Source organism: Bifidobacterium mizhiense, from assembly GCF_020884755.1.
Lineage (GTDB): Bacteria > Actinomycetota > Actinomycetes > Actinomycetales > Bifidobacteriaceae > Bombiscardovia > Bombiscardovia mizhiensis.
In genome coordinates this window covers 206937-232320 of the sequence record NZ_BPWE01000001.1, presented here as the reverse complement: position 1 = coordinate 232320, position 25384 = coordinate 206937, and the positions used below count along the sequence as shown (strand labels likewise).

Annotated in this window: 15 protein-coding genes and 2 pseudogenes; 11 read left to right on the top strand and 6 right to left on the bottom strand. The window is 62.4% G+C overall.

Annotated features, from left to right (window positions below):
- The first annotated feature begins 8 nt into the window (after positions 1-8).
- The 4 genes from ppgK (at position 9) to LPC22_RS00915 (ending at position 5859) form a co-directional block, all read left to right on the top strand.
- Positions 9-779 (top strand): polyphosphate--glucose phosphotransferase, encoded by a 771-nt coding sequence (gene ppgK / locus LPC22_RS00930; RefSeq protein WP_024626544.1) that lies wholly within the window; start codon positions 9-11, stop codon positions 777-779.
- An 81-nt stretch (positions 780-860) separates the two neighbouring features.
- Positions 861-2042, top strand: coding sequence for a pyridoxal phosphate-dependent aminotransferase (locus LPC22_RS00925; protein ID WP_229131692.1), 1182 nt, complete (start codon positions 861-863; stop codon positions 2040-2042).
- A gap of 131 nt (positions 2043-2173) precedes the next feature.
- On the top strand, positions 2174-3550 hold the full coding sequence (locus tag LPC22_RS00920; protein WP_229131691.1) for an MFS transporter: 1377 nt from the start codon (positions 2174-2176) through the stop codon (positions 3548-3550).
- A gap of 71 nt (positions 3551-3621) precedes the next feature.
- A complete protein-coding gene (locus LPC22_RS00915) occupies positions 3622-5859 on the top strand; it encodes an exo-alpha-(1->6)-L-arabinopyranosidase (protein WP_229131690.1) in 2238 nt (745 codons plus the stop codon).
- Positions 5860-5877: 18 nt separating this feature from the next.
- Here the strand turns inward: LPC22_RS00915 and LPC22_RS00910 are convergent, their stop codons facing one another.
- Positions 5878-8136 (bottom strand): hypothetical protein, encoded by a 2259-nt coding sequence (locus LPC22_RS00910; protein WP_229131689.1) that lies wholly within the window; start codon positions 8134-8136, stop codon positions 5878-5880.
- Between the two features lie 50 nt (positions 8137-8186).
- On the opposite strand from LPC22_RS00910, the gene LPC22_RS00905 reads away from it, so the two are divergent.
- The 3 genes from LPC22_RS00905 to LPC22_RS00895 all read left to right on the top strand — a co-directional run bounded on the left by LPC22_RS00905 (position 8187) and on the right by LPC22_RS00895 (position 15438).
- Positions 8187-11591 carry a tetratricopeptide repeat protein gene (locus LPC22_RS00905; RefSeq protein ID WP_229131688.1) on the top strand — a complete coding sequence of 1135 codons (3405 nt, stop codon included), beginning with the start codon at positions 8187-8189 and terminating at the stop codon, positions 11589-11591.
- Entirely contained in the window at positions 11584-14172 is a 2589-nt protein-coding gene (gene ligA, locus LPC22_RS00900; protein ID WP_229131687.1) for an NAD-dependent DNA ligase LigA, read from the top strand. The genes LPC22_RS00905 and ligA overlap by 8 nt, the downstream gene beginning before the upstream one ends.
- Before the next feature lie 69 nt (positions 14173-14241).
- A complete protein-coding gene (locus LPC22_RS00895) occupies positions 14242-15438 on the top strand; it encodes an Mrp/NBP35 family ATP-binding protein (protein WP_121914236.1) in 1197 nt (398 codons plus the stop codon).
- A gap of 44 nt (positions 15439-15482) precedes the next feature.
- Here the strand turns inward: LPC22_RS00895 and LPC22_RS00890 are convergent, their stop codons facing one another.
- The 5 genes from LPC22_RS00890 to LPC22_RS00870 form a co-directional block, all read right to left on the bottom strand.
- Positions 15483-16829 (bottom strand): MFS transporter, encoded by a 1347-nt coding sequence (locus tag LPC22_RS00890; protein ID WP_229131686.1) that lies wholly within the window; start codon positions 16827-16829, stop codon positions 15483-15485.
- 201 nt (positions 16830-17030) lie between these two features.
- Entirely contained in the window at positions 17031-18467 is a 1437-nt protein-coding gene (gene glnA, locus LPC22_RS00885) for a type I glutamate--ammonia ligase (RefSeq protein ID WP_024626535.1), read from the bottom strand.
- A gap of 142 nt (positions 18468-18609) precedes the next feature.
- On the bottom strand, positions 18610-19344 hold the full coding sequence (locus LPC22_RS00880; RefSeq protein WP_229131685.1) for a DUF4191 domain-containing protein: 735 nt from the start codon (positions 19342-19344) through the stop codon (positions 18610-18612).
- A gap of 48 nt (positions 19345-19392) precedes the next feature.
- A complete protein-coding gene (locus LPC22_RS00875) occupies positions 19393-20880 on the bottom strand; it encodes a dihydrolipoyl dehydrogenase family protein (protein WP_229131684.1) in 1488 nt (495 codons plus the stop codon).
- Between the two features lie 141 nt (positions 20881-21021).
- Positions 21022-21648, bottom strand: a complete 627-nt coding sequence (locus LPC22_RS00870) for a DUF3043 domain-containing protein (RefSeq protein WP_121914240.1) — start codon at positions 21646-21648, stop codon at positions 21022-21024.
- A 66-nt stretch (positions 21649-21714) separates the two neighbouring features.
- On the opposite strand from LPC22_RS00870, the gene LPC22_RS00865 reads away from it, so the two are divergent.
- The 4 genes and pseudogenes from LPC22_RS00865 to LPC22_RS08420 form a co-directional block, all read left to right on the top strand.
- On the top strand, positions 21715-23091 hold the full coding sequence (locus LPC22_RS00865; RefSeq protein WP_229131683.1) for a dipeptidase: 1377 nt from the start codon (positions 21715-21717) through the stop codon (positions 23089-23091).
- Between the two features lie 168 nt (positions 23092-23259).
- Positions 23260-23934 (top strand): ECF transporter S component, encoded by a 675-nt coding sequence (locus LPC22_RS00860; RefSeq protein ID WP_229131682.1) that lies wholly within the window; start codon positions 23260-23262, stop codon positions 23932-23934.
- Between the two features lie 10 nt (positions 23935-23944).
- Positions 23945-24505, top strand: a pseudogene (locus tag LPC22_RS08425) (energy-coupling factor ABC transporter ATP-binding protein); the annotation flags it as partial.
- A gap of 450 nt (positions 24506-24955) precedes the next feature.
- Positions 24956-25348, top strand: a pseudogene (locus LPC22_RS08420) (ATP-binding cassette domain-containing protein); the annotation flags it as partial.
- Positions 25349-25384: the final 36 nt, after the last annotated feature.

The window sequence follows — 25384 nt, the reverse complement described above, 5'->3', positions numbered from 1 at the left end:
GAGCAGCAATGATTGAAACAGCGCAGGCTTTCGGAGTGGATATAGGTGGATCCGGTATCAAGGCTGCCCCTGTTGACCTGACGATCGGTGATTTTGCCGAGCCTCGCAAGAAAATTCTCACTCCTGAGCACTCCACGCCGGAGGCTGTGGGTGTTGTCGTCAAAGAGCTCCTGGATCGCTTCGAGGTTTCCTCGGACGTGCCTGTAGGCATCGCCTTCCCAGCTCCTGTCAAGCCTGATAAGCCGCTCGATTTCATGGCCAACCTGGACCAGGCCTGGGTGGGCACCAATGTTCAGGAGGTTCTTTCAAAGGCTTGTGGTAGGCCCGTCAGCGTTGTCAACGACGCGGATGCAGCCGGGCTTGCCGAGGTGCAGTATGGGGCGGCCAAGGGGCAGAAGGGTCTGGTCATCGCCACTACACTGGGCACCGGCATCGGCACGGCTCTGATATACAACGGCGTTCTGATCCCCAACAGCGAGCTGGGCCACCTGACGCTGGACGGCAAGGATGCAGAGAAGTACGCAGCCTCTTCGGTGCGTGACCGCAAGAAGCTGAGCTATAAGAAGTGGGCCAACCGTCTGACCAAGTACTATCGACTGCTCGAGCACTACTTCAATCCTGATTTCTTCGTCGTCGGCGGCGGTGTCAGTCGGATGAGTGAGAAGTTCCTGCCTCACATCGACATCAAGACCCCCATCGTGGCTGCCAAGCTGCGCAATCAGGCTGGCATTGTGGGTGCCGCCTATCTGGCTGATCTTCGGCAAAAGCACCTGGGGTGAAGCGGGGCTTTTCCTGCGACCAACCCCAACCTGTTTGGGGCGTTCTGGCCATTGCTGGATCGGATGAGGAGCTGAGAAACCGTGCATTTTTCTCACCGTACAGGGTCTGACCGCCCCAATCGCATTGCTCTGGCCGAGTCGGAAGCGCGCTCCCAGGGTCTCAAGCTGGGCAGGCTGAATGATTCCAACCCCACCCGCTTCGGGCTGGCCCCGTCATTCCTGCCCCAAGTCTATGAGGCTGAACCCAAGGGGCCTCGTAAGGCCCGTCAGGCCCTGGCTGAGTTTCTGACCAGGCGTCAAGAATTGGATGAGAATGAGGGCGCCGCAGCGGTCAATCCCGATGACCTCTACCTGCTCTCCTCCACATCCCAGGCTTATTCCTGGCTGATGAAGCTTCTCTGCGACCCGGGTGACGCCATTCTGGAGCCCAGGCCTGGATATCCTCTCATAGAATCCATCGCCGGACTGGAGTGCGTTCGGACAATCCCATACCGCCTGTCTTACGACGGATCCTGGGTCCTTGACCTGGCCACGGTCAGGCAGGCCTTGGAGGGACCGGATGGCGACCGTATCCGTGCCCTGGTCCTCATCAACCCCAACAATCCCACGGGCTCCTACATTCATCCTGAAGAACGCCAGTCACTGCTGGATCTCTGCCAAGGGCATGGGGTGGCCATCATAGCGGACGAGGTCTTTTTCGACTATCCTCTGGATCCTCTGCCGGGTCGTGCCCGGTTGGCTGGCGAGGATCGGGTGCTGACCTTCGCCTTGGACGGGTTCTCAAAGAGCCTGGCAGCTCCCCACGCCAAGGTGGGCTGGATCCAGGTTTCCGGGCCAGCCGACCAGGTTGTCGAGGCGAAGCGCCATCTTGACCTGATAGCCGACGATTATCTGCCCATGAGTCTGCTGATCACCAAGGATATGGAATCCATGCTGGCAAGTATTCCCAGTCAGACCAGCCGAGTGGGGCAGCGTGTCAGGCGCAATCTTGAAACTCTTAGACATCTATTGGGCCAAAAGGAGTCCTGTGTCTCTCTGCTCAGGCCAGAGGGGGGCTGGAACGTTCTGTTGCGCTTCCCCGAGGTCATTGACGAGGAGGAATTGATTCTCCGTCTGATTGGATCCTACGGGTTGACTGGCCAGCCCGGATACTTTTTCGACATGCCAGGCAACGGATATCTGGCCCTGTCACTCCTGCCGGAAACCTTGGAATTGCGCCGAAATGCGGACTCAGCCGTCTCAGCTATTGAAGAAATGTTGTGATGAAAACCCTCCTCTTGCCTGGTTTGCTCCGATAATAAGTGCGGAATAATCACCCGTCATGGAAGGGGGAGATTGGTGGGGCTCAATGATGAGCCACTGATTGCAATGTTGCACACGAAGGAGCAGTAACGATGGGGAACGGAAACAAGGATCGAAGGGAAGACCCGGCAGAGGGGGTTGGTGCTCGAGTCGGAGAGGACATCAAAGCCATGGCCTCTGTAGATGAGACCGGAGGTGCCGTCGCAGACCAAGACGTGGATACGAGCCTGGCTCCGGATACTGGCAGAAAGCTCAACAGCAAGGAGAAGGTCCGTTTCGCCATTGGGTTCGCCCTGGTATCCCTGCTCTGGGCCGCGCCCTTTTCCATGGGTTCAGGCGTTCTTCTGCCTCAGATCTTCAATACCCTGCACGGGGTCAGCGCCGAAGCGGCCCTAGGGACGATGAATTCGATTGGCTGCGTATTCGCCTTGGTGGCCAACGTTGTTTTCGGCGCTCTCTCGGATATGTCCAGGTTCCGCGTCGGCAAGCGCACCCCCTGGATCGTGCTGGGCGGTATTATCGGTGCCCTCGGTTTTCTGATGATCATCCAGTCGCATACCCTTTTCATGATCATCTTTGGCTGGTGCATCGTCCAGGTGGGCATCAACTGCCTGATAGCCCCGGCTGTGGCGGTTCTCTCAGACAGGATTCCCGAATCGACCAGGGGAACTTATTCGGCTCTGTATGGTGCCAGCCAGGTGGTCGGCCAGCAACTGGGAAACATCATCGGCAGCTCGTTCATAGCCAACATCCGCACGGGCCTGATAGTCGGCATGATCATCTTCCTCTTCTCCGGAATCCTCACCGTGCTGATCTGGCCGCGCGAGAAGTCAGCTGCAAACACAGTCGTGGAACGGACTTGGGCTGACGTCGGCCGGTCCTTCATACCGCCCACCAAGAACAGCCGGGACTTCTACATGGCGCTTCTGGGCAGGTTCACTTTCATCGTCGGATGTTACATGATCCAGGGCTACCAACTCTACATTCTGCAGAAGTACTGCCGTTTGAGTGATGACCAGGCTGCATCCACACTCAAGATCATGGCTCTGCTCTCGGTAATCACCACCATTCTGGCCGCTGTGGTCTCAGGCCCTCTCTCGGACTTCCTGCAGAAGCGGAAAGTGATTGTGGCCATCAGCTGTCTGATCATTGCTCTCGGGATGGTTTTCCCCTTCCTGATGCCGACCGCAACGGGCATGTACATTTATGCCGCCTTGGCTGGAATCGGCAACGGTTGCTATATGTCAGTGGACCAGGCGCTGAATGTGGATGTGCTGCCGAATGCCAAGGAGGCCGGCAAGGACCTGGGCATCCTCAACCTAGCCAATACCATAGGCCAGGTGATCGCCCCCGGGTGCACCACCCTGGTCATCGGTATCTTTGGCGGCTACAGGATGATCTTCCCCGTTGCCATCGTCTGCCTGCTGGCGGGGACCTTCTTCATCATGATGATCCGCAAGGTCAAGTGAGTCTGAAAACCTGTAACCCGGACCTGTGCTGAGCAGCGGCCCGGCCAATCGAATCCGAAAGGAAAATAGACATGACGGAAAAATCGCATACCAAAGCCAAGGATTTGGATCTGCAAGAGGAGGCCTCGCTGACCTCGGGATCCGACTCCTGGCATCTGCAGGGACTTCCCGACAAGGGCTATGAAGGCTATATGATCACCGATGGCCCCTACGGCCTGCGCAAGGCCACTGGCTCCGACGTCTACGGATCGGTTCCGGCCACCTGCTTCCCTCCGACCGCTGGGTTGGCCTCCTCATGGAATCCTGATCTGACCTACCAGGTGGGCCAGGCCATGGGCGAGGAGTGCATCCAGGAGAGGGTGGCCGTGATTCTGGGCCCCGGCATCAACATCAAGCGCAGCCCGCTGGGCGGCCGCAACTTCGAGTTTTACTCGGAGGATCCGGTCCTGGCTGGGCATGAAGCCGCTGGTCTGGTCGAAGGGGTCCAGTCCAGGGGCGTGGGCACCTCTCTGAAACACTTTGCAGCCAACAACCAGGAGACCGACAGGCTCAGGGTCAGCTCTGACGTGGACGAGCGCACCTTGCGCGAGATCTATCTACCGGCCTTTGAATACGTGGTCAGGAATGCCAAGCCCTGGACCATCATGTGCGCTTACAACAAGCTCAACGGGGTCTTCAGCTCGGAGAACCGCTGGCTGTTGACGGACGTGCTGCGCGGCGAGTGGGGCTACCAGGGCATGGTCATGTCCGACTGGGGGGCCGTCCACAACAGGGTCAATGCCCTGCAGGCCGGGCTCAATCTGGAGATGCCGCCCTCCCACACTGACGACCAGGTGGTTCAGGCCGTGCAGGCTGGCAAGTTGGACAAGGAGCAATTGGATAGGATGGCCCAGGGGATCCTGGACCTGATCGACAAGGCTCGTCCAGCCATGTCGCAGCAGGGGTATCGCTACGATGTTCAGGCGCACAACGACATGGCTCGTCGAGCGGCTCAGGAGTCCATCGTCCTCTTGCGCAACGAGGATCGGATTCTTCCTCTTGACCACCAGAAGAAGGTCGCCGTTATCGGCGAATTCGCCCGGACTCCGCGCTACCAGGGCGGAGGCTCCTCGCACATCACACCCACCGAGGTCTCTTCAGCGCTGGATGGCTTCAAAGAGGCCGGAATGAATGTGGACTTCGCGCCCGGGTTCACGTTTGACGACAAGGAGCAGGATCCGGCTCTGACCCAGCAGGCGCTTGAGGTTGCGCGCGGAGCCGACACTGTGGTGCTCTTCCTGGGGTTGCCTGAAGATGCCGAGTCCGAGGGCTTTGACCGCACCAGCATGGATCTTCCCGACAAGCAGGTGGCTCTGCTCAAGGCTGTCTCCGAGGTCAACGATCGTGTGGTCGTCGTCCTCTCCAATGGTGCCGTGGTGGCTGTTGCCGACTGGATGGATAAGACCAAGGGTCTGCTGGAGACCTGGCTGCTGGGCCAGGAGGGCGGACGTGCCGTGGTGGATGTGCTCACCGGTGCCGCCAATCCCTCAGGCCATCTGCCTGAAACCATTCCGGTCCGGTTGGAGGACAACCCCACCATCACCTCCTTCCCTGGCGAGGAGGGACACTCCCGTTATGGCGAGGGCGTCTACGTGGGCTACCGCTATTACGACACCTTCCAGCGTCCGGTGGCCTTCCCCTTCGGCTTCGGGCTGTCCTACGCAGACTTCGATCTGGATCAGGTTGCAGTGACCAAGACCGGAGCCAACTCGGCTCGGGTGGAGGTGACGGTGACCAACACCTCGCAGGTGGATGGCGCTCAGACCGTGCAGGTCTATGTGGCCCCCTGCGCCAGCCGGGTGAACCGGCCCAGCCATGAGCTCAAGGCCTTCACCAAGGTCTTCCTGAAGGCCGGGCAGTCCCGCCGGGTGGGCATGGACCTGACCGAGCGTGACTTTGCCTACTGGTCCACGGCCATGGATACCTGGCATGTGGAGGAGGGCACCTACCGCATCCAGGTAGGCACTTCCAGCCGTGATCTGGTTGCGGAGCAGGATCTGCAGGTGGACGGCGACGGTAGGTTCATTCCCTTGAATGCCGAATCGACCATGGCTGAGTGGCGCGAGAATTCGATTGGCGGGCCCATCCTGCGCGATCGTATCGAGCAGGATGGTATACCGCTGCCTGACGATCCCAATACGGCCCAGCTTTTCGACACCATGCCTCTGGCCTCGGTCATCACCCTGTCGGGTGGCGATGGCAATGGCATCGTGGCCGACATGGTCGACCGGTATCACGAGGCCCTCAAACAGCAGGGCCTGGACTCCTGATACTGTAGTAGGTTGGGCTCAGGGTCCTAGGAACCAGACGGCCACATTCATGGCCTGACTGGAGTCGAAGTGCTCCAGCAGGACCATGGCGTTGGCCAAGGTCAGGACCAGGCCAGCCAGACAGGCCAGTGTCAGCAGGCTCATGATGGCCGCTCCCTCTGTGGAGCGGCCATCTTCGTATATTGAGGATGCAGCGGCCATGACCACCACGGCGGCCAGGCAGATCAGCCAGGCGAAATCAATGGTATAGCGCACTGAAAATCCGCCAATATAGGAGTCCGCGGCCATGACCAAGGCCGCCAGGGCCAGGGCCAGGATCAAGGTGGGCATCCATTCCCGGCGCTGCAGATCTTTTCGCACTCGGGGCAGGGCGATAAGGGCGATGGCCAGCAATAGTAACGGGGCGGTGACCAGGAGCCCTCCCAGGCCAGGTTCGGTGAAGTGCCAGACCCGCATGGGAGCGGGGGAGAATTGCAGGTAGGGGAAGATCGGCAGACTGGTCAACGGCTGCAACAGGTAGTAGCCAAAGATCTGAAGCAAGCCTTGGGTGCCGGGATGATAGTTGGTCAGATCCAGGACGGTCATCTGATACCGGTTGCCGAAGTCCAACAGGGATCCGAAGCGCCATCGGTTGTACCAGAGCAGGGGGGCGGCCACCAGGAGGACTGGCAAGAGGCCGCAGACCAGCAGGGATAGCGCCCGCCCCCGGGACAGGCCCTCAGGATGGCTTCCACGCGTGAACAGAGTACTGAACACTGCCTTTATTTCCCGGGCAAATAGGGGTAGTGCCAACAGACCGGCGGCCAGGAAGGTGGGTCGGCAACCCAGGGTGGCAGCCACTGACAGCGATCCCCAAAAGAGCCGGGTTCGGGACAGATGCCAGGAGTGGTCCCCGTCTTCTATGGTCCACATACGTGTTGACCGATGACTCGGATGTTCAGCAGCGTCTGCAGTCTGTCGCTGGACCCGTCTGGCCCCCATCCAGAGCCAGAGTCCGGTCATAACGGCCAGCAAGGAGGCATCGAAGGGAATCGTATAGAAGTTCCGGCGGCACCAGAGGTAGACCATGCCGGATCCTCCTAGCATGGTCATAAGGGCCATGCCGACCACGGCCAAGTTGACCCGAGGGAACCAGCGGGCCAGCAGGCGGATGGTGGCCAGAGTCGTCATGACAGTGGCCGCCGCAACCAGTAGGGCTGCAGCCGAACTGGTGGGCAGGGCATAGCCGCCTGGATGCACCAGGCTGGTTATCACTCGATAGGGCAGGAAGAGCAGCAGCACCGGCAGGACACCGAAGTAGGAGTACCAGTGGCCGCCCCGGTAGACGTAATCCCAATATATGGGTTGTTGGTCCTGGGCCAGCAGTGCGTTGCGGGTGGGTATGTCAAAGGGGTTGGCTGCTTTGGCCAGACCCGGCGCCTGGCCCAGATCCAGCCAGGGTCGTCCATGAAGAAGGGCCTGGGCCACGTGATCGTACTGGTTGAAGTCGTAGACGTAGGCATGCGGCTGGTGGTAGGCCATGGGGGTGAAGGTGGACAGATCATGCTGGATGTTCCAGCAGGACCAGGCTGCCAGTGGGGCCAGAATCAGGGCCAGAACCAGACGTTGGCTCACTGAGCGCGTATCCAGCCGGGTCCGCCAGAGGATCGAGCCGGGCAGGTAGCCCAGGATCAGTGCCGCCAGACAGGTCAGCATCAGTATCCGCGCCAAGTTGAAATCCAGGGGGACCACCTTGGCTGGGGTCACTCCTGTCAGTTCCAGCCGGGAACCGATGGGCTCCTGTATCCACAGGCGCATGGCCTGTATCCGGGCGCCACTGGGTTTTCCGCGGATGCGCAGGTAGTGGCTACGGGCCTGACCGGGGCAGATCAGCCCTCGGGTGCCCTGGATCCATCCCTTGCCGCCGGCCGGGCGCTGGTCCAGACGTACATGGATCTGCGACAGGAATGAACCCTCGACATCCTCTGCCATATGGGCCTGAACAAAGGATGCCTGTCCATCGACGACAGGGACATCCACCCAGGCGCCAGCCGGATCGGTGACTTTCAGTCCCCCGCCCGGCAGAGGGGACAGCCCTGGTCCCAGCCGACTTAGTGGGGAGTGGGCATCGGCCGTAGTCTGTGCCGGAGAGTTTGATGTGGAGCCCATCAGCGACTGCCAATGGGCCAGATTGAATACTCCCAGTTCGAGGATGAGCACCACAACAAGTGCTACCAGCAGGCGAATGGTCGTGCCCCTGGCCGGGGTGGGTCGTCGCAGGGCTGGCAGAGTCATCACGGTTTTATTCTAACGGCGACATGTCTGGCTGGATTGGGACAATCAGAGGTATGTCCAAGAACGCGAAGAAGTCCCGGGGTTTCGGTGATCTGTCCGGCCTGGGCCGTTCCATTCTTTCCGCACTGGAGGGATTGGTGGGCTCCTCTCGGCCGACCAGAGGGGGTCGTGGGGATCATCCCCTGGATTCTTCGGTGGCCGACATGGTCGATCTAATCAACCGGACGGGAGGCCATCCGGATGATCGGCAGATGCGCGAATTCCTGGCTTCTCACAGCCGTATTCTGGGTATCGCTGTCAAGCGTCGGCTCTTTCCCCGCCTGCAGGGCGTGCCCGAGGGACTGACGCTGGGCTGGGTCCAGTGGCCCGATGCCCCGGGCCGGGGCTTCGCGTTGGGCATCTTTACCGATCGCCGTCACTTTGCCCAGATCGCTCTGGCCGACGACCATGGCCGGGTCTTCATCGGCGAGCAGAGCCGGATGGACCTTCAGAACATGGAGCCTGCCTTCTTGCTGGGTCGGGAGGAGGAGGTGACCCTGGCCGACGGTCGTCGGTTGGGCCGCGATCCGGGTCAGGATTCGGGACCGGTCCATGCCCTGCAGGGTGCCGTAGCAGGCCGTGATGATGCCGGCCACATGCGTTGGTTGGCCTCCTGGCTGCGAGCCGATGGTCGCTATTGTCTGGAGCAGCTGCGTCCCCTCCTGCCTCCTGAGATGCGCCTGGATCTGGAGTATCGGGATGCTGTGGCCATCGCCTTCTTCGCTGCTTACCTATTGCCGCGCATCCAGGGAACCTTCACCGGATTCGGCTCGGGCAATATCTTCTACCGGCTCAACCGGGAGGCGCCTATGGGAGCCATCCGACGTAGCGTGGGCGACATGATCCAGGCACGCTCCCACGGACAGCGGGTCTCCGGACTGGAGGATCTGTTCGCCGACCTGATGCGTGAGGCCGGTGCTCTATCGCCCGTCTCAGGCCTTGAGGCCGTCCATGGGGCGGAGCCCCTGCATCTGTACGCTTCCTCATACTCCGGCGCCTACTTTTTAAGCTGGGACAACGGACTGGAGTTCACTGCCGCCCTTGCGGCACTGCGTATCGAGGGCAACCTCAACAGATTCGCCGCAGTCAGCGCCTGGCTGGAGCGCAATGCCCGTCTGGGAACGCTACCCACCGAGGACTCGATCAATCGCGTCCAGGCAACGCGGCTGGACCAGGCCCTATTGGAGGATCCTGCCATCGTCGCCCTGCTGCGCCCGGGAGACTATCCGATTCGCTTCGATCCCCTGGAGGATGACGGCCGAACTGCTATCAATGCCATGGTCGACAAGGCCGCAGCCACTGCTGTCATGGTCCGTCAACAGGCTCCCCAGGCGCTGCCCGTGCGAGCGGACGGCCAGGGCCAGGAGCCGGTGCGATCCGAGTGGGTCTACCGGCAGACGATGGCCATGCTGATACGATCCCTTCGATTGCCCTTCCGCTTCGACGTGGAGTTCAGGTCCAATCTTGCCCAGGGACAGGTAGCTCTGGCCTTCACCGCGGCAGGGCGCACCATGATGCCCTCCAGCCGCTATGAGGACCAGTCGCGGGCCTGGCGGGACTTGGACGAGGGCGAGCGTTCCGCCATGAGCGCCGACTACAACCTGCGCGTCGGGCTGATGATGGCCGCACTGGCCTTCGGGGCGGATCCGTCCGTGCGCGAGGTCAGCCTGCAGATCGACTCCATCGGTCTGGAAGAGGCTGTCGACCAGCAGAACTCGGCCATCAGGACCATGATGGGGCAGGCCTTGGAGGCCTTTGAGCGCATGCGTTCAGGCGAGGTGGCCCCTACAGGGTCCAAGGCTGATCCCAAGGATGGTGACGTGCATGGCGATCCCACCAAGCCCATTGCCTCCCGAATGGCTCCTGAGCAACAACAGGAAGACGGGGAGGACAAGGCCGAGGATCAGGGCGAAAAGGAATCCGTGGACCGCGAGTTCAAGGATCTCATGCAGGGCGTGGACCTTGACTCTGCCACCTTTGCGCCGCCTTCGTCAGCCAATGGGGATGCATCGAAGGAGGATGTCCCGAATGAAGATGCCTCCACAGATCAGACTGGCGACGACGCATCCCAGAATCCGCTCAGCGCCCTGCAGAGCAATCCGACCATCCGTACCCTGGTCTCGGTGGTCTTCAGCAGGGAGCTCTTCCTCTCCCGCATCCGTTCACAGGGTCTGAAAGATCCACGTGCCATCTACCGTTTCTTCGATGCGGCCATGCAGGTGGATCCCCAGGGCGGGCTCAAGCCCACCGAGGCTGTCTTCGACATGCACGATGACCGCTTCAGCCCCCATGGCAGCCAGGAGGAGCCCGAGTTTTCCGAGGTGGCCTTTGCCGACAAGTCTGCCCAGGCCCTGGGCGCACATAAGGCCGTCAATCTGTCCATCCAGCGTGCCGACCTGCTGCAGAGGGCTGTAGGCGGTTTCCATCAGCTGGCCTCCGACCGTACCATGACATCAGCGGCCAAGGCCCAGGCGGCCACGGGCATCATCCAGAGCATCGGCGACCCGGAGCTGGAACAGCTGGCCCCTCAGGTTGCCAGCGCCATGATCGACGGCACCCCTGTTCCCGACTTCGACTTCTCACTGTCCTCGCAGCTGGACAAGGAGCGTGTCAAAGCCCGCGACCTGCTCTTCTCCGGCGGCGCAGCCCAGGGCATACAGGTTGAGCAGGATGCCATCGCCCATATGGATGCCGTCTTTGCAGCCGAGGGTCAGGTGCCCCGCTACTTCAACTCATACGCCGAGCGGGTGGTCTATAACCGCCTCTTCGCCACGCCGGGGGAGCGGACCCTGCTCATTCCTGACAACCTCTTCTATGCCCACCTGGAGATAGCCGACCTGCTGGCCCAACTCAAGGAGGACCAGGCGGCCCTCAAGCATCTGAACGCCATGGTGGCCTATGCTCCCGCCTACCCGCTCTCTCATCTGAAGTTGGCGGTCATGCTGGCCAACCGGGAGGACTGGGATTCTGCCCGGGCTGCCACCCTGAACGCTCTGCGGGTGGCTCTGGATCGGGACGATGCCTCCTTCGCCTACTACCGTCTGGCCTATGCCTCATGGATGCGCGACGAGTTCGACGTGGCTGCAGCGGCCTATCTGATGAGCGAGCACATCAGTCCCGACCGGATACCAGCCCTCAAGACCGAGCTTGCCGAGCTGCAAGCCAGGGCCCGCTCCCAGTGCGTGGTTCTGCCCGAAGACCACAGGCAGGCCCGCCGAGTGCTGGCTGAACACGGCCTGCCGGTCTGGCCTCACACCGAGGTGGCTTCGATAGTGCGTCAGGCCGCGCGCATCTGTGTGGACGGCGGGCTCTTCGTCCCGGCCCGGACACTGTCAATGGCGGCCGCCAGGATGAACGACGACGATAATGAAGGTGTTGATGTGGTACAGGCACAGTTCATGAGGTCGCTCAATGCATGACAAAACAGCTCAGGAAGATATTCAGCAAACCGGTGATGCGGGTGGGGATGCCGAGTCCAGGCCCAGACCGGGCACTGACCGATGGATAGCATCCCTCCAGCCCGACGATGCTGATGCCATGCGATTGGGGGAACTGGATCTTGACTCCTTGGGAGCCCAGCAGGCCCAGCGTCTCTGGTCCAGGCTGGCCGCCTGGGTGGAGTCCGACCAGGTCGCCTACTACATAGACGACGCGCCAGTCTCCTCTGACGCGGCCTATGATGCCAGGATGCGCTGCCTGCAGGAGCTGGAGTCCCGCTTCCCCAGCCTGGATACCCCCCAGTCGCCGACGCACCGGGTCGGAGGGACCTTCTCCAACGACTTCGCCTCCGTCCGTCACCCCTCCCAGATGCTCAGTCTGGATGACGTCTTCAGCATTTCGGAGCTACGCCAGTGGTATGACGGGCTTCGCAGCGAGCTCGACTGGCCGCAGGACAAGGCCCTGCCCATGACCAGCGAGGTCAAGATCGATGGCCTGGCCCTGAACCTTCTCTACCGCAATGGAGTCCTGGAGCAAGGCCTTACCAGAGGAGACGGGGTGACTGGTGAGGACATCACCCTGAACGTCAGAACCATTCCAAGCATTCCGCAGAACCTGTCAGGTCCGTCCGGCGACATCCCTGAGTTCGTGGAGGTCCGCGGCGAAGTCTTCATGCGGTTTGACGACTTCAACGCCTTGAACGAGCAGCAGGAGCGGGAGGGCAAGGCGCCCTTCGCCAACCCCCGCAACGCCGCCGCCGGATCCCTTCGACAAAAGGACCCACGTATTACGGCCAGCCGCCGTCTGAGCTTCTACGCTCATGGCCTGGGCTCCCTGAGGTGGGGACCGGCCCATCCCAAGGGGACCCACGACGAGGTCATCGACCAGTCCCAGGCCTATGACCTCTATAAGCAGTGGGGGATTCCGGTCTCCCCTCACAACAGGGTCGTCACCTCCTTCGATCAGATCCTGGACATGATCGACTATTACGGCCAGCATCGCAATGACATCGAGCATGCCTTGGATGGCATCGTGGTCAAGCTTCAGGACCGGGATCTCCAGCGCAGGCTGGGTGCCACCTCACGTGCCCCCCGCTGGGCCGTGGCCTACAAGTACCCGCCGGAGGAGGTCAATACTCGGCTTCTGGACATCACCGTCCAGGTGGGCAGGACCGGGCGAATCACTCCGGTGGCTGTTCTCACTCCGGTCACCGTGGCCGGGTCCACGGTCTCCAGGACCACCCTCCACAACGCCTCCGAGGTCAAGCGCAAGGGCATTCTGATCGGGGACACGGTCGTGGTCCGCAAGGCGGGGGATGTGATCCCCGAGCTGGTCGGACCGGTCGTCGAGGCCAGGAAAGGGCGCGAAAAGGACCTGAGACCCTTCGTCATGCCCGAGACCTGCCCCAGCTGTGGCGCCCGCTTGGCCCCGGCCAAGGAGGGCGACGTGGACATCCGCTGCCCAAATGTGGAGTCCTGCCCGGCCCAGTTGACCGAGCGGATCATCCATATGGCCTCGCGAAAGGCCCTGGACATTGAGCATCTGGGGGAGCAGAGTGCCATAGCCCTGACCAACCCCGATGAGAACCGGCCCGATTCCGTTGAGGTATACGCCCCCGGCCTGCGTGAGGTCCTGGTCGACCAGGGCGGCCAGGCAGTCCCCTACCAGCCGGATCCGGATCTGAAGCTTCCGCCCCGGCAGGATCCGGTCCTGACCAGCGAGGCGGGCCTGTTCGACCTGAAGGTGGAGGACCTGCGCCAGGTCTATGTCTGGCGTGAGGTTCCCCTGATGGAGCAGGTGGAGGTCGAAGGCCGGCAGGGGCGTGCAACAACCAAGCGCCGGACTGGCGGCAGCGGTCTTTGGTACCGGGTGCCAGCCTTCTATAATCTGCCCAAGAGTGCCCAGGCGGGCCAGGGCGAGCGGGCCATGAACAGTCATGAGACACAGGTCCAAGAGGCTGCCCTGGGCAGTGCTGACGCCCAACCTTCCAGGAACACCCTGCAGATGCTTGAAGAGATTGACAAGGCCAAGCATGCCGATCTGTGGAGGGTCCTGGTGGCCTTGTCCATCCGGCATCTGGGACCGACCTCGGCCCGGGCCATCGCCACCCGCTTCCCCTCGCTCAAGGCCGTGGAGGAGGCCAGCATAGAGGACCTGTCCGAGCTGGACGGTGTGGGCCCCGAGATCGCGCACTCCATCTACGACTGGTTCCAGGGCGCCAGGCAGCCAGGTGACTGGCGTGGGCGCATCCTGGATGCCTGGCAGGCTGCCGGGGTGGGCGCTCATGTCGAACGCAGCACCAAGCCGCAGACTCTCAAGGGCATGACCGTGGTGGTCACCGGCAGCCTGGAGGACTTCTCCAGGGACTCAGCCAAGGAGGCCATCGTGGAACGCGGCGGCAAAGCCTCGGGGTCCGTCAGCAAGAAGACCACCTATGTGGTGGTGGGCGCCAACCCGGGTTCCAAGGCCGACAAGGCTGAGAGTCTGGGCCTGCCCATCCTGGACGAAGCGGCTTTCCACCGCCTGCTCGATACCGGCGACCCCAACCCGGCCCAAGGTTGATTGTGACATTCGCAATATCCGACCAGCCGCGCCCTAGCAGCCGATGGCTGGTCGCGATATGGTGACGGCATGGAACAAGTAGAGCATCGCAAGGAAGGGACCCGGAATCTGGAGGAGCTGCCTCGAAGAATCAAGGGGGAGGTCTATGAGCGGCTCAGCCGGGTCATCGATCCAGAGCTGGGACGGTCCATCACCGATCTGGGCATGATCACCGACATCATTGTCGAGCCAGCCAGGGATGCCCAGGCCGACTATGAGGTGACTGTGCGGGTGGAGCTGACCATCAAGGGTTGCCCGCTATCGACCACCATCACCAACCAGATCAATGGGACCGTGACTTCCTATCCGCGAGCCCGGTTGCGCCCCCATATCGATGTCTCCTCCATGAGCCGGGAGAAACTGGACAACCTGGTGGCCGATCTCAAGGCCGCCCGACGCAGCAACCCCTTCTCCAAGCCTGGCGTGGGTACCCGCATCTTCGCCATCGCCTCGGGCAAGGGAGGCGTGGGCAAGTCCTCGGTGACGGTCAACCTGGCGGCCACGCTGGCTGCCCTGGGCTATGACACGGCCGCCATTGATGCGGACATCTACGGATTCTCCCTGCCCGGGCTCTTTGGCGTACACAGTCGGCCCACCAATCTGCACGGCATGCTGATGCCGGTCACCGCATGGGGTGTCAAGCTGATATCCATCGGTATGTTCGCCGGATCGGACCGGGCCATCCTCTGGAGGGGTCCCCGCCTGCAGCGCTCGCTGGAGCAGTTCCTCTCTGATGTCTGGTGGGGCGACCCTGATGTGCTCCTGCTGGATCTGGCCCCAGGCACCGGGGACATGGCCCTGTCCGTGGCCCAGGCCCTGCCCAACAGTCGCCTGATCGTGGTCACCACCCCCCAGCCATCGGCCTCGCAGGTGGCCGTGCGTTCAGGTTTGGTGGCCCTCCAGCTACCCACCAAGGTCCAAGGTGTAATCGAAAATATGTCCTGGTACGAACACAATGGGGAACGGCTGCGCATCTTCGGTCAGGGAGGCGGCCAGCGTGTAGCCGACCAGCTGACCCGGGATCTGGGGTATCAGGTGCCTCTGCTGGAGCAGTTGCCCCTGCAGACCGACCTACGCGAGTCGGGGGAGTCCGGCCGTCCGGCTGTCTTAAGGTCAGATGGCTCCCTGGATGATTCGCCGCTGACCGAGCGATTCGTGGATCTGGCCAAGACCCTGATGGAAGGTTCGGAGCCTGGCGATGCTCGTCGGGCCGCCGGTGAGGACTGACTCTAAAACAAGGTTATTAGTCCGGTGCCGTGCTCTGCCTGAGGCTAGACGGCGGCCGAGCTCTTCTGGCTGGTGATCTGCCGCGAAGGGATGGCCAGGAACCAGGGGACTGCCAGCACGACCAAGCCGATGGCGCACATAGCCAGGAAGGGAATGACCTCATGTCCGGCCAGGATGTAGGAGGCGAACATGGGTCCCACGATGTAGCCCAGGGAGGCGGCCGTGTTGAGCAGGCCGAACATACGTCCGCTGAATGATGGCCCGGCCAGCTCAGCGGCCACCACCGGCTGGGAGATGCCCATCATGACCTCGCCCAGTCCGAAGATGGTGATGCCCAGGGAGGCCACGCTCAGAGCGCCGGGAGTGGAATCCAGGCGCAGACCCAGGACGATGATCACCCAGGCTGCAGCCCAAAAGACCGGCACGGTACGCAGCAGGCGTACATGGTTGGCGTCCTTGAGCCGAGGCAGCAGCACGATGTTCATGATGACCACCGAGAAGGTGTTGACCACGTCCACTACCGACAGGGACCAGCGGGGGATGTGCGGATCTGAGATCAGGGTGGTGACCAAGCCGGCGTCGAACTGGGAGTAGCCGAACACGTCCATGAAGAAGGTGCCCAGGGTCAGCAACGCCATGGAGGCCAGCACCCTGGTCAGCGAGCTGGTCCGCCCGCCGAAGGTGCCGTTGGCGGTCATGCTTTCTGTGCTGTCTGCCCGGCTGGCCTTTAGGGCATGGGTTGCCTCTGCGGATTCCTGGACGACCTCCCGTTCTGCCTTGGCCTTGAGCTCAGCCGTCAACCGTCGCAGCTGCCAGTGTCGTTCGATGACCAGCAGGGACAGGCTGAGCAGGGCGAATCCCAGGGCCCTGCCGCCAAAACCAATGCGATAGAGGAAGTCCTGACCACCTGCGGCCAGCAGACCGCCTACAGCCGCTCCCAGTCCGATGCCCAAGTTGAGCTCAGCCTGGTTGATGCCGTAGACGATCCGGTGCTGCTCCCTGGTGGAGATCTGCGTCAGAATGCTGGCCCAGGAGGTCTGCATGCCCATCCCCAGGCCCGAGACGAAGGCTCCCGCCACTGCTGCCCGGTAGTCGTGGGCCACGGTGAAAATCAGGGGGCCGATGACCGAGAAGATCATGGCCGTGTGCATGGCCAGCCAGGAGGAGCGACGATCCGAGACCCAGCCGATGATGGGGTTGGAGATCAGCGACCCTACCGAGCTGATGGTCACCAGGAGGGCGGCCTCGCTCATGGTGGCACCCAGGGAATGGGTGGCGAAGAGCAGTTCGATGGGCATAACCAGACCGATGCCGAAGTTGCACATGAGATCCACGATGAGCATGGCTCGCAGATATACGGGCAACTCCATGAACTCACGCAGCCAGCGCATCGGTTTCCACCTCCATCGGATCGGTTTTCGTACCTCTCCTCATTCTGGCCTGACCGCCTGCCGGGATGCCGGGGCTGGCGTGTTGCCATCAATGGGCGGATGCCGATGGTTGTGACGACGCAAAAAGGCCCGACCCTTCAGCAGGAAGGATCGGGCCCCATCTGACCTGGCCGGTCAGCCAGCGTCAGTCGTCATACGAACTCAGATGTGGAAGTAGAGCTCGTACTCCAGAGGTGTGGGGGCCAGACGGGTCTGGTCCAGTTCACCGCGCTTCAAGTCCAACCAGGTCTGGATCAGATCGTCGGTGAAGACGTCGCCCTCGCTCAGGAAGTCGTGGTCCTCTTCCAAGGCGTTCAGAGCCTCCTCCAGGGAGCCGGGCACCTGCTTGATCTGGGCATGCTCTTCGGGAGGCAGCTCATAGAGGTCCTTGTCGATGGGGGCCGGGGGCTCGGTGTGGTTGAGAATGCCGTCCAGTCCTGCCATCAGCTGGGCCGAGAAGGCCAGGAAGGGGTTGCAGGAGGGGTCGGGGGCGCGGAACTCGATCCGCTTGGCGGCAGGCGAGGTGCCGGCCAGGGGGATGCGGATGGCTGCCGAACGGTTCCGGGCCGAGTAGACCAGGTTGACAGGGGCCTCATAGCCGGGCACCAGACGCTTGTAGGAGTTGGTGGAGGGGTTGGTGAAGGCCAGAACAGAGGAGGCGTGCTCAATCAGGCCGCCCACATACCAGCGGGCAATGTCGGAAAGTCCGCCATAGCCGTTCTCGTCGTAGAAGAGGGGCTTGCCATCCTTCCAGAGGGACTGGTGGCAGTGCATGCCGGTCCCGTTGTCCCCGGCGATGGGCTTGGGCATGAAGGTGGCCGCCTTGCCGGCCAGGGCAGCGGTCTCATGGACCACGTACTTGTACTTCATCAGGTCGTCACCTGCATGCAGCAGGGTGTTGAAGCGATAATTGATCTCCTGCTGGCCGGCGCCGCCCACCTCATGATGGGAGCGCTCCAGAATCAGGCCCACCTTCTGCAGGTTGGCCACCATGTCGTCGCGCAGATCCTGGTAATGGTCGATGGGGGGCACAGGGAAGTAGCCCTTCTTGACCCGGTTCTTGAAGCCGATGTTGTCGGAGCCGTCTTCCTCGACGTCGACGCCCGAGTTCCAAGGAGCCTCGATGGAGTCGACCTCGTAGAAGGAGCGCTGCATGCTGTTCTCGAAGCGGACCTTGTCGAAGATGAAGAACTCGGCCTCGGGGGCGAAAGAGGCCGTGTCGGCGATGCCGGTGGAACGCAGGTAGGCCTCCGCCTTGGCGGCAATCTGTCGGGGGTCGCGCGAGTAGGGCTCGTCGGTCACCGGGTCAACAATGGAGAAGGCCACATTCAGGGTGCGATGACGGCGGAAGGGATCCATGTAAGCAGTCTCTGGATCGGGAATCAGCTTCATATCCGATTCGTTGATGGCCTGGAAGCCTTGGACGGAGGAGCCGTCGAAGGCCATGCCGTCCGTGAAAGCGTCTTTGAGGAATTCGCTGGCGGGGACGGTGAAGTGCTGCTGGACCCCGATCAGGTCCGTGAACCTGACTGAGACATATTCCACGCCCTCCTGGTTTATCAGAGCTTCGCAATCGGCCTTTGACTTAAGTTCGCTCACTGAACTGCTCCTTTCGTGGAAACCGTAACGGTCACCCAGTCTAGGGGACCGGTTTTTTCGGCAATGCACCGCTGAGGTTACGGGGGTGTTTCATGCGAAGGTCCCGGCGCCTCCCTGGGGAGATGCCGGGACCTTCAAAACATCAGCGCCCGCGCATGGCCTTGCGGCTGACGTGTATCTTGGTCGGATCAATGCCCTTGGGCATGCCCAGGGCGTTCTGCCGCTTTTGCAGGGTGACCAGCCGGTCGTTCAGGGTCTCCAGCTCGGTGGCGGTCAGCTTGACCTTCTTCTTGATCACGGTGCGCTGGAGCTTGTTGAGTGGAACCTGGTCAGGACCGTGGCCCACGCTGATCCTGTAGATGGGGATGGCCGACCCACGGGTGATGCGGCGGATCTTCTCCTCCTCGCGGTTCATGGCCTTGTTGACGCGGTTGTAGTCGCCCTCGGCTATCAGGTAGACCCCGGTGCGGCCGGTGCCCCTCCAAACGGCGTCCTTGGTCTTGGCATCAATCCATACAGGTTCCTGGGGGAAGGAGAAGCCCGCCTTGGAGATGCTGCTCAGCACGGCGGCGGCAGCGCCTGGACGGCCCTCCATCTTGGCGTAGCCGACCTTGTCGGAGCGCCTGGTCAGGGTCATGGTGGCCAGAAGCAGGCCGACCATGATGCCCAGAAGCACGGTCAGGATCCAGGACAGCCAGCCAAAGTGAGCCAGCAGGCAGATCACCACTGCTATCAGTGTGGGCACCAGGATGGCCGCGGCCAGCAGCCAGGGAAGAGCCTTGTCCTCTGCGTAAGTGAATTGGTAGATCTTGACGATCTGACTGATCGTGCTGTTCTTCTTTTTTTCTTTTTTGCCCTTGGTGTCCTCTGTAGCCATGCCATCCTCACTCGGAAACGTTCACTGGTTGACCAGTCTACCGCATGCCTACCGCATGTTCAGGGGTCTGCCGTCAGCCTTGAGCAGGGCCTCTCCAATGGCTTCCGAGAAGGTGGGATGGGGATGGATGAGCCCGGCCGCGCGGTGCAGGGGGATCTGGTTGCCCACCAGCTGCTGGGCCTCGGCGATGTTCTCGGAGGCCTGGGGGGAGACCATTTCCAGGCCGACGACTATCTGCTTCTCCAGATCGGTGGCTTGGCAGGCGGTGATCAGGCTGAGGGTGCCCTGCAGGCCGCTCATGCGCATGCGCGAGTTGGCCATCATGGGGTAGATGGTCTCCTTGACCTGGTTCAGCGAAGGATCGTCCTCGGCCTCCTGCCGGCTGAAGCCCACAGCTGCGGCCTGGGGGGAGGAGAAGACCACGCGGGGGATGGTGGCCTCGTTGACCGGTTCAGGATCCAGACCAGAGGCGGCATCGGCCAGGGTGATGCCCTGCTGGAAGGCCCTGTGGGCCAGATGGTGACCCGGGGTGATGTCGCCCAGGGCCCAGACCCGGTCACGGCTGGTGCGCCCCTGGGAGTCGGTCAGGACCTGGCCCTGCCCGTCCAGGTCGATGCCCAGCTCTTTCATATGCTCGGGGTTCGTGTTGGGGTCCCTGCCGATGGCCACCAGAACCAGATCAGTCTCGATCGCTCCTGCCTGGCCCTTGTCGTCGGTCGGCTGGTAGTCGACCTGCATGCCTCCATCTGCGGGCAGACGGTGTCCGCCCGAGCAGCGGGCATGGGTAATGATATGAATTCCCTGACGTTTCAGCTCCCGGGTCATGATCTGGCCGGTCCGCCGACCCCAGTGTGAGAGCACCCGGTCATGCCTGACCATCAGGGTCACCTGGCAGCCGGCTTGGTTCCAAATAGTGGCGAATTCCAGGGCCACCGCACCTGAACCGATAATCAGCGCCCGGCGGGGGAAGGGCTTGAGGGTCAGCGCCCGGTCCGTGTCGATGACCAGATCATCGAAGGGGAGCTCCTCCAAGGGCCTGGCGTGAGACCCAGTGGCCAGGATGGTATCGCAGGTGGTCAGCCGGGTTCGATTGCCGTCAGCAGCGGTCACCTCCACCAGGCCGTCGCCGACGATGGTGCCATGGCCGTGCACCACGGTGATGCCACGCTGCTTGAGCAGGCTCGCCAGGCCGCCGGTCATGGCGTCCACCATCCGGTCCTGATAATCCTGGAGTTTCTGGTAGTCGATGCTGGCCGACCCGATATTGATGCCCATGGCGGCTCCAAGGTCAGCCTGTTCAAGAACCTGGGTGGCGGTCAGCAGGGCCTTGGTAGGAATGCATCCGCGGTTCAGGCAGACGCCGCCGACTACGGGATCCTGCTCGACCAAGGCCACCCGTCCGCCCAGTTCTGCCGTGCGAAGGGCAGTGGCATACCCGCCTGGGCCGGATCCGATGATGATGGTGTCGTACTGGCGGCTGTCGGCATCCCAGGGGTCAAGAGACTCTGTGCCGGGTTGGTTGATCGATTGCTGCATAAGAATCCATGCTAGCCGTACCGGCTGGGAGAATGAAGAGCATTCGCACAATGTGGAGTGAGTACAAAAACCGCCCGGAGCCCAAAGGGCACCGGGCGGCGCTACCAGTCCATTGTTCGGTATGTCAGGACGATTCGCTTGTCAGTCGGGCCAGTGCCCACGCTTGCTCTGATTGGGCTTGGGAACCCGCCAGCGCCGTACCATCATGGCACGTTGCCAGGCGTAGGAGGCCGAACGTGAACCTTTGGCCACCGAGCGCTCGCCGAACTTGTCGATCAGCAGGCGCTTGAGCTTGCGCCACATCAGCCAGGTATCGATCAGGGCAATGATCAGGTAGCCATACAGCAGGACGGTCACCACCATGGTGAAAGTGGCATAATGCTGCGGACCCACGAACATGCCCATCAGGGTGGCGACGAACATAAGGATGATGGCCGGGAATATCCATTCCAGCAGATTGAAGCGGGCGTCCACATAGTTGCGGATGTAGATCCTCCAAGGGAGGCGTTCCGACTTGGGCATGTGGTCGAGGTCGCCGGTCCTCATGGCCTCGTACTGGGCATCCTCACGGGCCCGGATCCGGGCCTTGGCGGCCTTGCGAGAGGCCTTGCGGTCCTTGGGGACCAACGGTCGCAGGTTCCTAGCCTCGGCCTGTTTGCGTTTGGGGGTGGGGCGTCCCTTGCCTCGTGCCTCTTCAGTGGAGGCCGCCTGGTCCGCCTCCGCCTCTTTGTCCCGTCGATCCTTGCGTGAGAAGGGGTTCCATGTCATGCGAACAGGTTACGGTGACGCCTAGACTCGCAAGCATTGATTCGCAAGCAATCAGAGGAGGTAACGATGGCGGAGCTGGGGCTGGAGACGATCCGCACACGTGTGCAAGACGATAGGAGCCGGATCGTCGATCTGCTCAAGGACAAGATCACCCTGGCTTCGGTTTCGGCCAAGGGGATTACCGGGGATCACATGCGGCGATCGGCCGACTATGTGGCCGGGCAACTGCGGCAGGTGGGTGTAGATGCCCGTGTGATCCAGGCCACCAATCCTGACGGGACCCCTGGTGCTTTCGAGGTCATCGGATCCCGGCAGGTGGACGACAAGGCCCCGACCGTTCTGCTCTACGCCCATCACGACGTGCAGCCGGTGCCCGATCCCTCCCAGTGGTCCACTGACCCCTTTACCGGCGTGGAGAAGGAGGGACGGCTCTACGGACGCGGATCGGCCGACGACGGTGGCGGCATCGCCATCCACTCGGGTGCCCTGCATGCCCTGGGCAAGGACCTGCACGTCAACGTCAAGGTCTTCATCGAAGGCGAGGAGGAGATGGGCTCGCGCAGTTTCATCCCCTTCCTCCAAGCTCATCGGGACGACTTCGCCTCGGACCTGATCATCGTGGCCGACTCGGGCAACTGGTCGGCGGACACCCCCAGCCTGACCACCTCACTAAGAGGGAATGCGGACCTGGATGTCACGGTCACAGTCCTGGAGCACCCGGTCCACTCCGGACAGTTCGGCGGGCCCATCCTGGATGCCAACACCCTGGCCGCCATGCTGATCGCCTCCATGTATGACGACCAGGGTCAGCTGGCGGTGCCCGGCCTGGAGGGTGGACAGCCCATCGGCGGCCTGCAGCGTGACCTGGACCAGGCTCAGCTGCGTGCGGATGCCGGCGTGGTGGACTCCTACCGGCTGGCCGGAACCGACTCCCTGGCCTCCAGGCTCTGGACCAAGCCGGCGGCGGCGGTGATCGGCTTCGATGCCCACCCGGTGGAGGGCTCCTTCAACGTGCTGGCCGACAAGACCCGCTTCCGCATTTCTCTGCGCACTGCACCCACTCAGCGTCCCGAGCAGGCCGCGCAGGCTCTGGCTGATTTCCTGGTCGCCCATGCCCCTCATGGGGCCAAGGTGGAGGTCACCCCCAGCGACATGGGCATGGGATGGGCCATGGATGCCGATAGCCCGGTGGTCCGGCAGGCCGAGGAGGCCATGCGGCAGGCCTTCGGACGCGACCCGGTCAACAAGGGCGAGGGCGGATCCATCCCCTTCATCCCCGAGCTCAAGCGACTCTTCCCTGAGGCCCAGGTCCTGGTGACCGGCCCCGAGGATCCCCAGTCCAACGCCCACAGCCCAAACGAGTCCATCTCCCTGCAGGGGCTGATCGACAATATCATCACCGAGGCCCTCCTGCTGGATTCCCTTGACCATCGTATGTTCTAATATGGCGGGTGACACGGGGGCCGTATGCCTAAGGGCGTGCGGCTGAGAGGAGGCTCAGCCTCAACCGGACGAACGTTTACCGGGTAATGCCGGCGCACGGATGTCACTGGACCCGTGCCTGAACGGGATGGCGCTCATAGGGAGCGCCCCGAGGAAAGGCACAAGATCATGACCGATGGTCATTTCATCAACAATACTGTTTCTGGACCGGAGCCGGAGTCTGAGCGGACTCCCTCTCAGGTCAGGACCCCCTCCCGACGGTGGAGGGTGGTGGATATCGCTGTAGCCTCGGTCATCGGGGTGGCCTCCGCAGTCATCTACTGGGTGGTCGCCCTGGTGACCACCATTCCCTGGTCATTCCTGGACGGGGTTGTACCCGGTCTGGGCGGCGTGCTCAACGGGCTTTACCTGTTTGCCGGGCCCCTGGCTTCGGTCATCGTGCGCAAGCCGGGGGCGGCCGTCTATGCCGAGTTGGTCGCCGCCATCCTGGAGTCGCTGCTGGGCAGTCTCTGGGTGCCTGTGGAGACCATACTGATCGGTCTGCTTCAGGGCTTCATGGCCGAGCTGGTCTTCATGCTGTTGCGTTACCGGCGTTGGAACATGTCCACGGTGGCACTGTCGGGCGCTGCCGCTGGTTTCGGCTGCTGGCTGTATTCCTTCTGCACGCACCTACAGGCCATCAACCTGACCGGCCCCTATGGGGTGATCTATTTGATAGCCACCCTGATTTCGGGCGCGCTGATCGCCGGAGTTCTGGTCTGGTACCTCTATAAGGCCATTGCCGCCACTGGGGCTCTGGACCGCTTCGCCTCCGGCCGCGATATTCGCACAGTCGGGAAGTAGAGGTCCGGGCGTGGATCAGAGCATCCAGGACAATCCTTACCGCCCAGCCGCTTTGGAACTGCGCGGCTGGGGGTATCGCCATGCCTACAGGAACCACTTTGCTGTCAGGGACCTCTCCCTGAGTATTCCTGCGGGTCAGCGGGTGCTTCTGCTGGGAGCCTCCGGCATTGGCAAATCGACCATCCTTGAGGGTGTGGCCGGGCTGCTGGGCGATCATGCCCCGCAGAGCGGTCAGGACCAGGTCGAGGATGACGAAGGCGGGGTGACCCAGGGTCAGGTCCTGATCGACGGCAATCCCGCCGTATCCAGCCGGGGGCGTGTGGGTCTGGTCTTGCAGGATCCGGATGCTCAGGCCATCTTTCAGCGGCTGGGTGACAATGTGGCCTTCGGGCCGGAGAACATGGGGCTGCCCCGCGAGGAGATCTGGCCACGGGTGCGGAAGGCCATGGCCGAGGTGGGTCTGGCTGACCTGCAGCTGACCCGGTCCACCATGCATCTGAGCGGGGGGCAGATGCAGCGTCTGGCCTTGGCCGGCGCTCTGGCCATGCAGCCTGGGCTGCTTCTGCTGGATGAGCCAACGGCCAACCTGGACCCGGTCGGTGTCGAGCAAATTGTCGGTGCCGTCAGGAAGGTCCTGGACCGGCAAGGCTCCACCATGGTTCTGGTCGAGCACCGGGCAGGGCCTTGGATGGATATGATCGACAGGGTCATCGTGCTTGGGCTGGGCGAGGTTGAAGACAGCGCCGGCGGATCGGGTGCTGCAGCCTATCGCAAGACAGTGATCATGGCCGACGGCAGCCCCCAGGAGGTCTTCACTGATCCTGGATTGGATCTGGCCTCCCTGGGCATCTGGGTTCCCGAGGCCTATAGGAGCGCCAAGGATTCGCTCCCTGAGCTTGGACGGGTTCGGTCTGGGCAATCCGGCCACGGTCATGATGGTCATCAAGTCTTGTTGACCGCCCGGGATCTGGCGGTTGGTCGTCAGGGCAAGGCAGTGGCCGAGCACATCGATCTGGAATTCAAGGCCGGGCAGGTCACTGCCCTGGTCGGAGCCAACGGAGCCGGCAAGTCCACGCTGGCCATGACCCTGGCTGGTTTGCTGGAGCCCGTGGCCGGTTCGGTGCTTGCCCAGGATCGCCTACTTCGGGGACCCCAGGGGCAGATGCCTGCAGATCCCGAACCCATCCGGTGGACCTCATCCCAGCTGGCGGCGCGCATTGCCTATGTCTTTCAGAATCCCGAGCACCAGTTTGCCCGGGGCACGGTCTTGGAAGAGGTTAAGCTGGCCCCCATTCGCACCGGCATGACCGAGGACCAGGCCCAGGCCCGCGCCCTGGAGCTGCTGGAGCGTTTCAGTCTGAGACAGTATGCTCGTGCCAACCCTTATACGCTCTCCGGTGGCGAGAAGCGGCGGCTCACCGTGGCCTCGGCCCTGGCCGCTGCACCACAG

Excerpts from the sequence above, each read along its gene's own strand:
- LPC22_RS00890 (WP_229131686.1), bottom strand. The coding sequence starts at position 16,829 with ATGCGCTGGCTGCGTGAGTTCATGGAGTTGCCCGTATATCTGCGAGCC.
- ligA (WP_229131687.1), top strand. The coding sequence starts at position 11,584 with ATGCATGACAAAACAGCTCAGGAAGATATTCAGCAAACCGGTGATGCG.
- LPC22_RS00880 (WP_229131685.1), bottom strand. The coding sequence starts at position 19,344 with ATGGCTACAGAGGACACCAAGGGCAAAAAAGAAAAAAAGAAGAACAGC.
- LPC22_RS00875 (WP_229131684.1), bottom strand. The coding sequence starts at position 20,880 with ATGCAGCAATCGATCAACCAACCCGGCACAGAGTCTCTTGACCCCTGG.
- LPC22_RS00865 (WP_229131683.1), top strand. The coding sequence starts at position 21,715 with ATGGCGGAGCTGGGGCTGGAGACGATCCGCACACGTGTGCAAGACGAT.
- LPC22_RS00915 (WP_229131690.1), top strand. The coding sequence starts at position 3,622 with ATGACGGAAAAATCGCATACCAAAGCCAAGGATTTGGATCTGCAAGAG.
- ppgK (WP_024626544.1), top strand. The coding sequence starts at position 9 with ATGATTGAAACAGCGCAGGCTTTCGGAGTGGATATAGGTGGATCCGGT.
- LPC22_RS00895 (WP_121914236.1), top strand. The coding sequence starts at position 14,242 with ATGGAACAAGTAGAGCATCGCAAGGAAGGGACCCGGAATCTGGAGGAG.
- LPC22_RS00905 (WP_229131688.1), top strand. The coding sequence starts at position 8,187 with ATGTCCAAGAACGCGAAGAAGTCCCGGGGTTTCGGTGATCTGTCCGGC.
- LPC22_RS00920 (WP_229131691.1), top strand. The coding sequence starts at position 2,174 with ATGGGGAACGGAAACAAGGATCGAAGGGAAGACCCGGCAGAGGGGGTT.
- LPC22_RS00860 (WP_229131682.1), top strand. The coding sequence starts at position 23,260 with ATGACCGATGGTCATTTCATCAACAATACTGTTTCTGGACCGGAGCCG.
- LPC22_RS00870 (WP_121914240.1), bottom strand. The coding sequence starts at position 21,648 with ATGACATGGAACCCCTTCTCACGCAAGGATCGACGGGACAAAGAGGCG.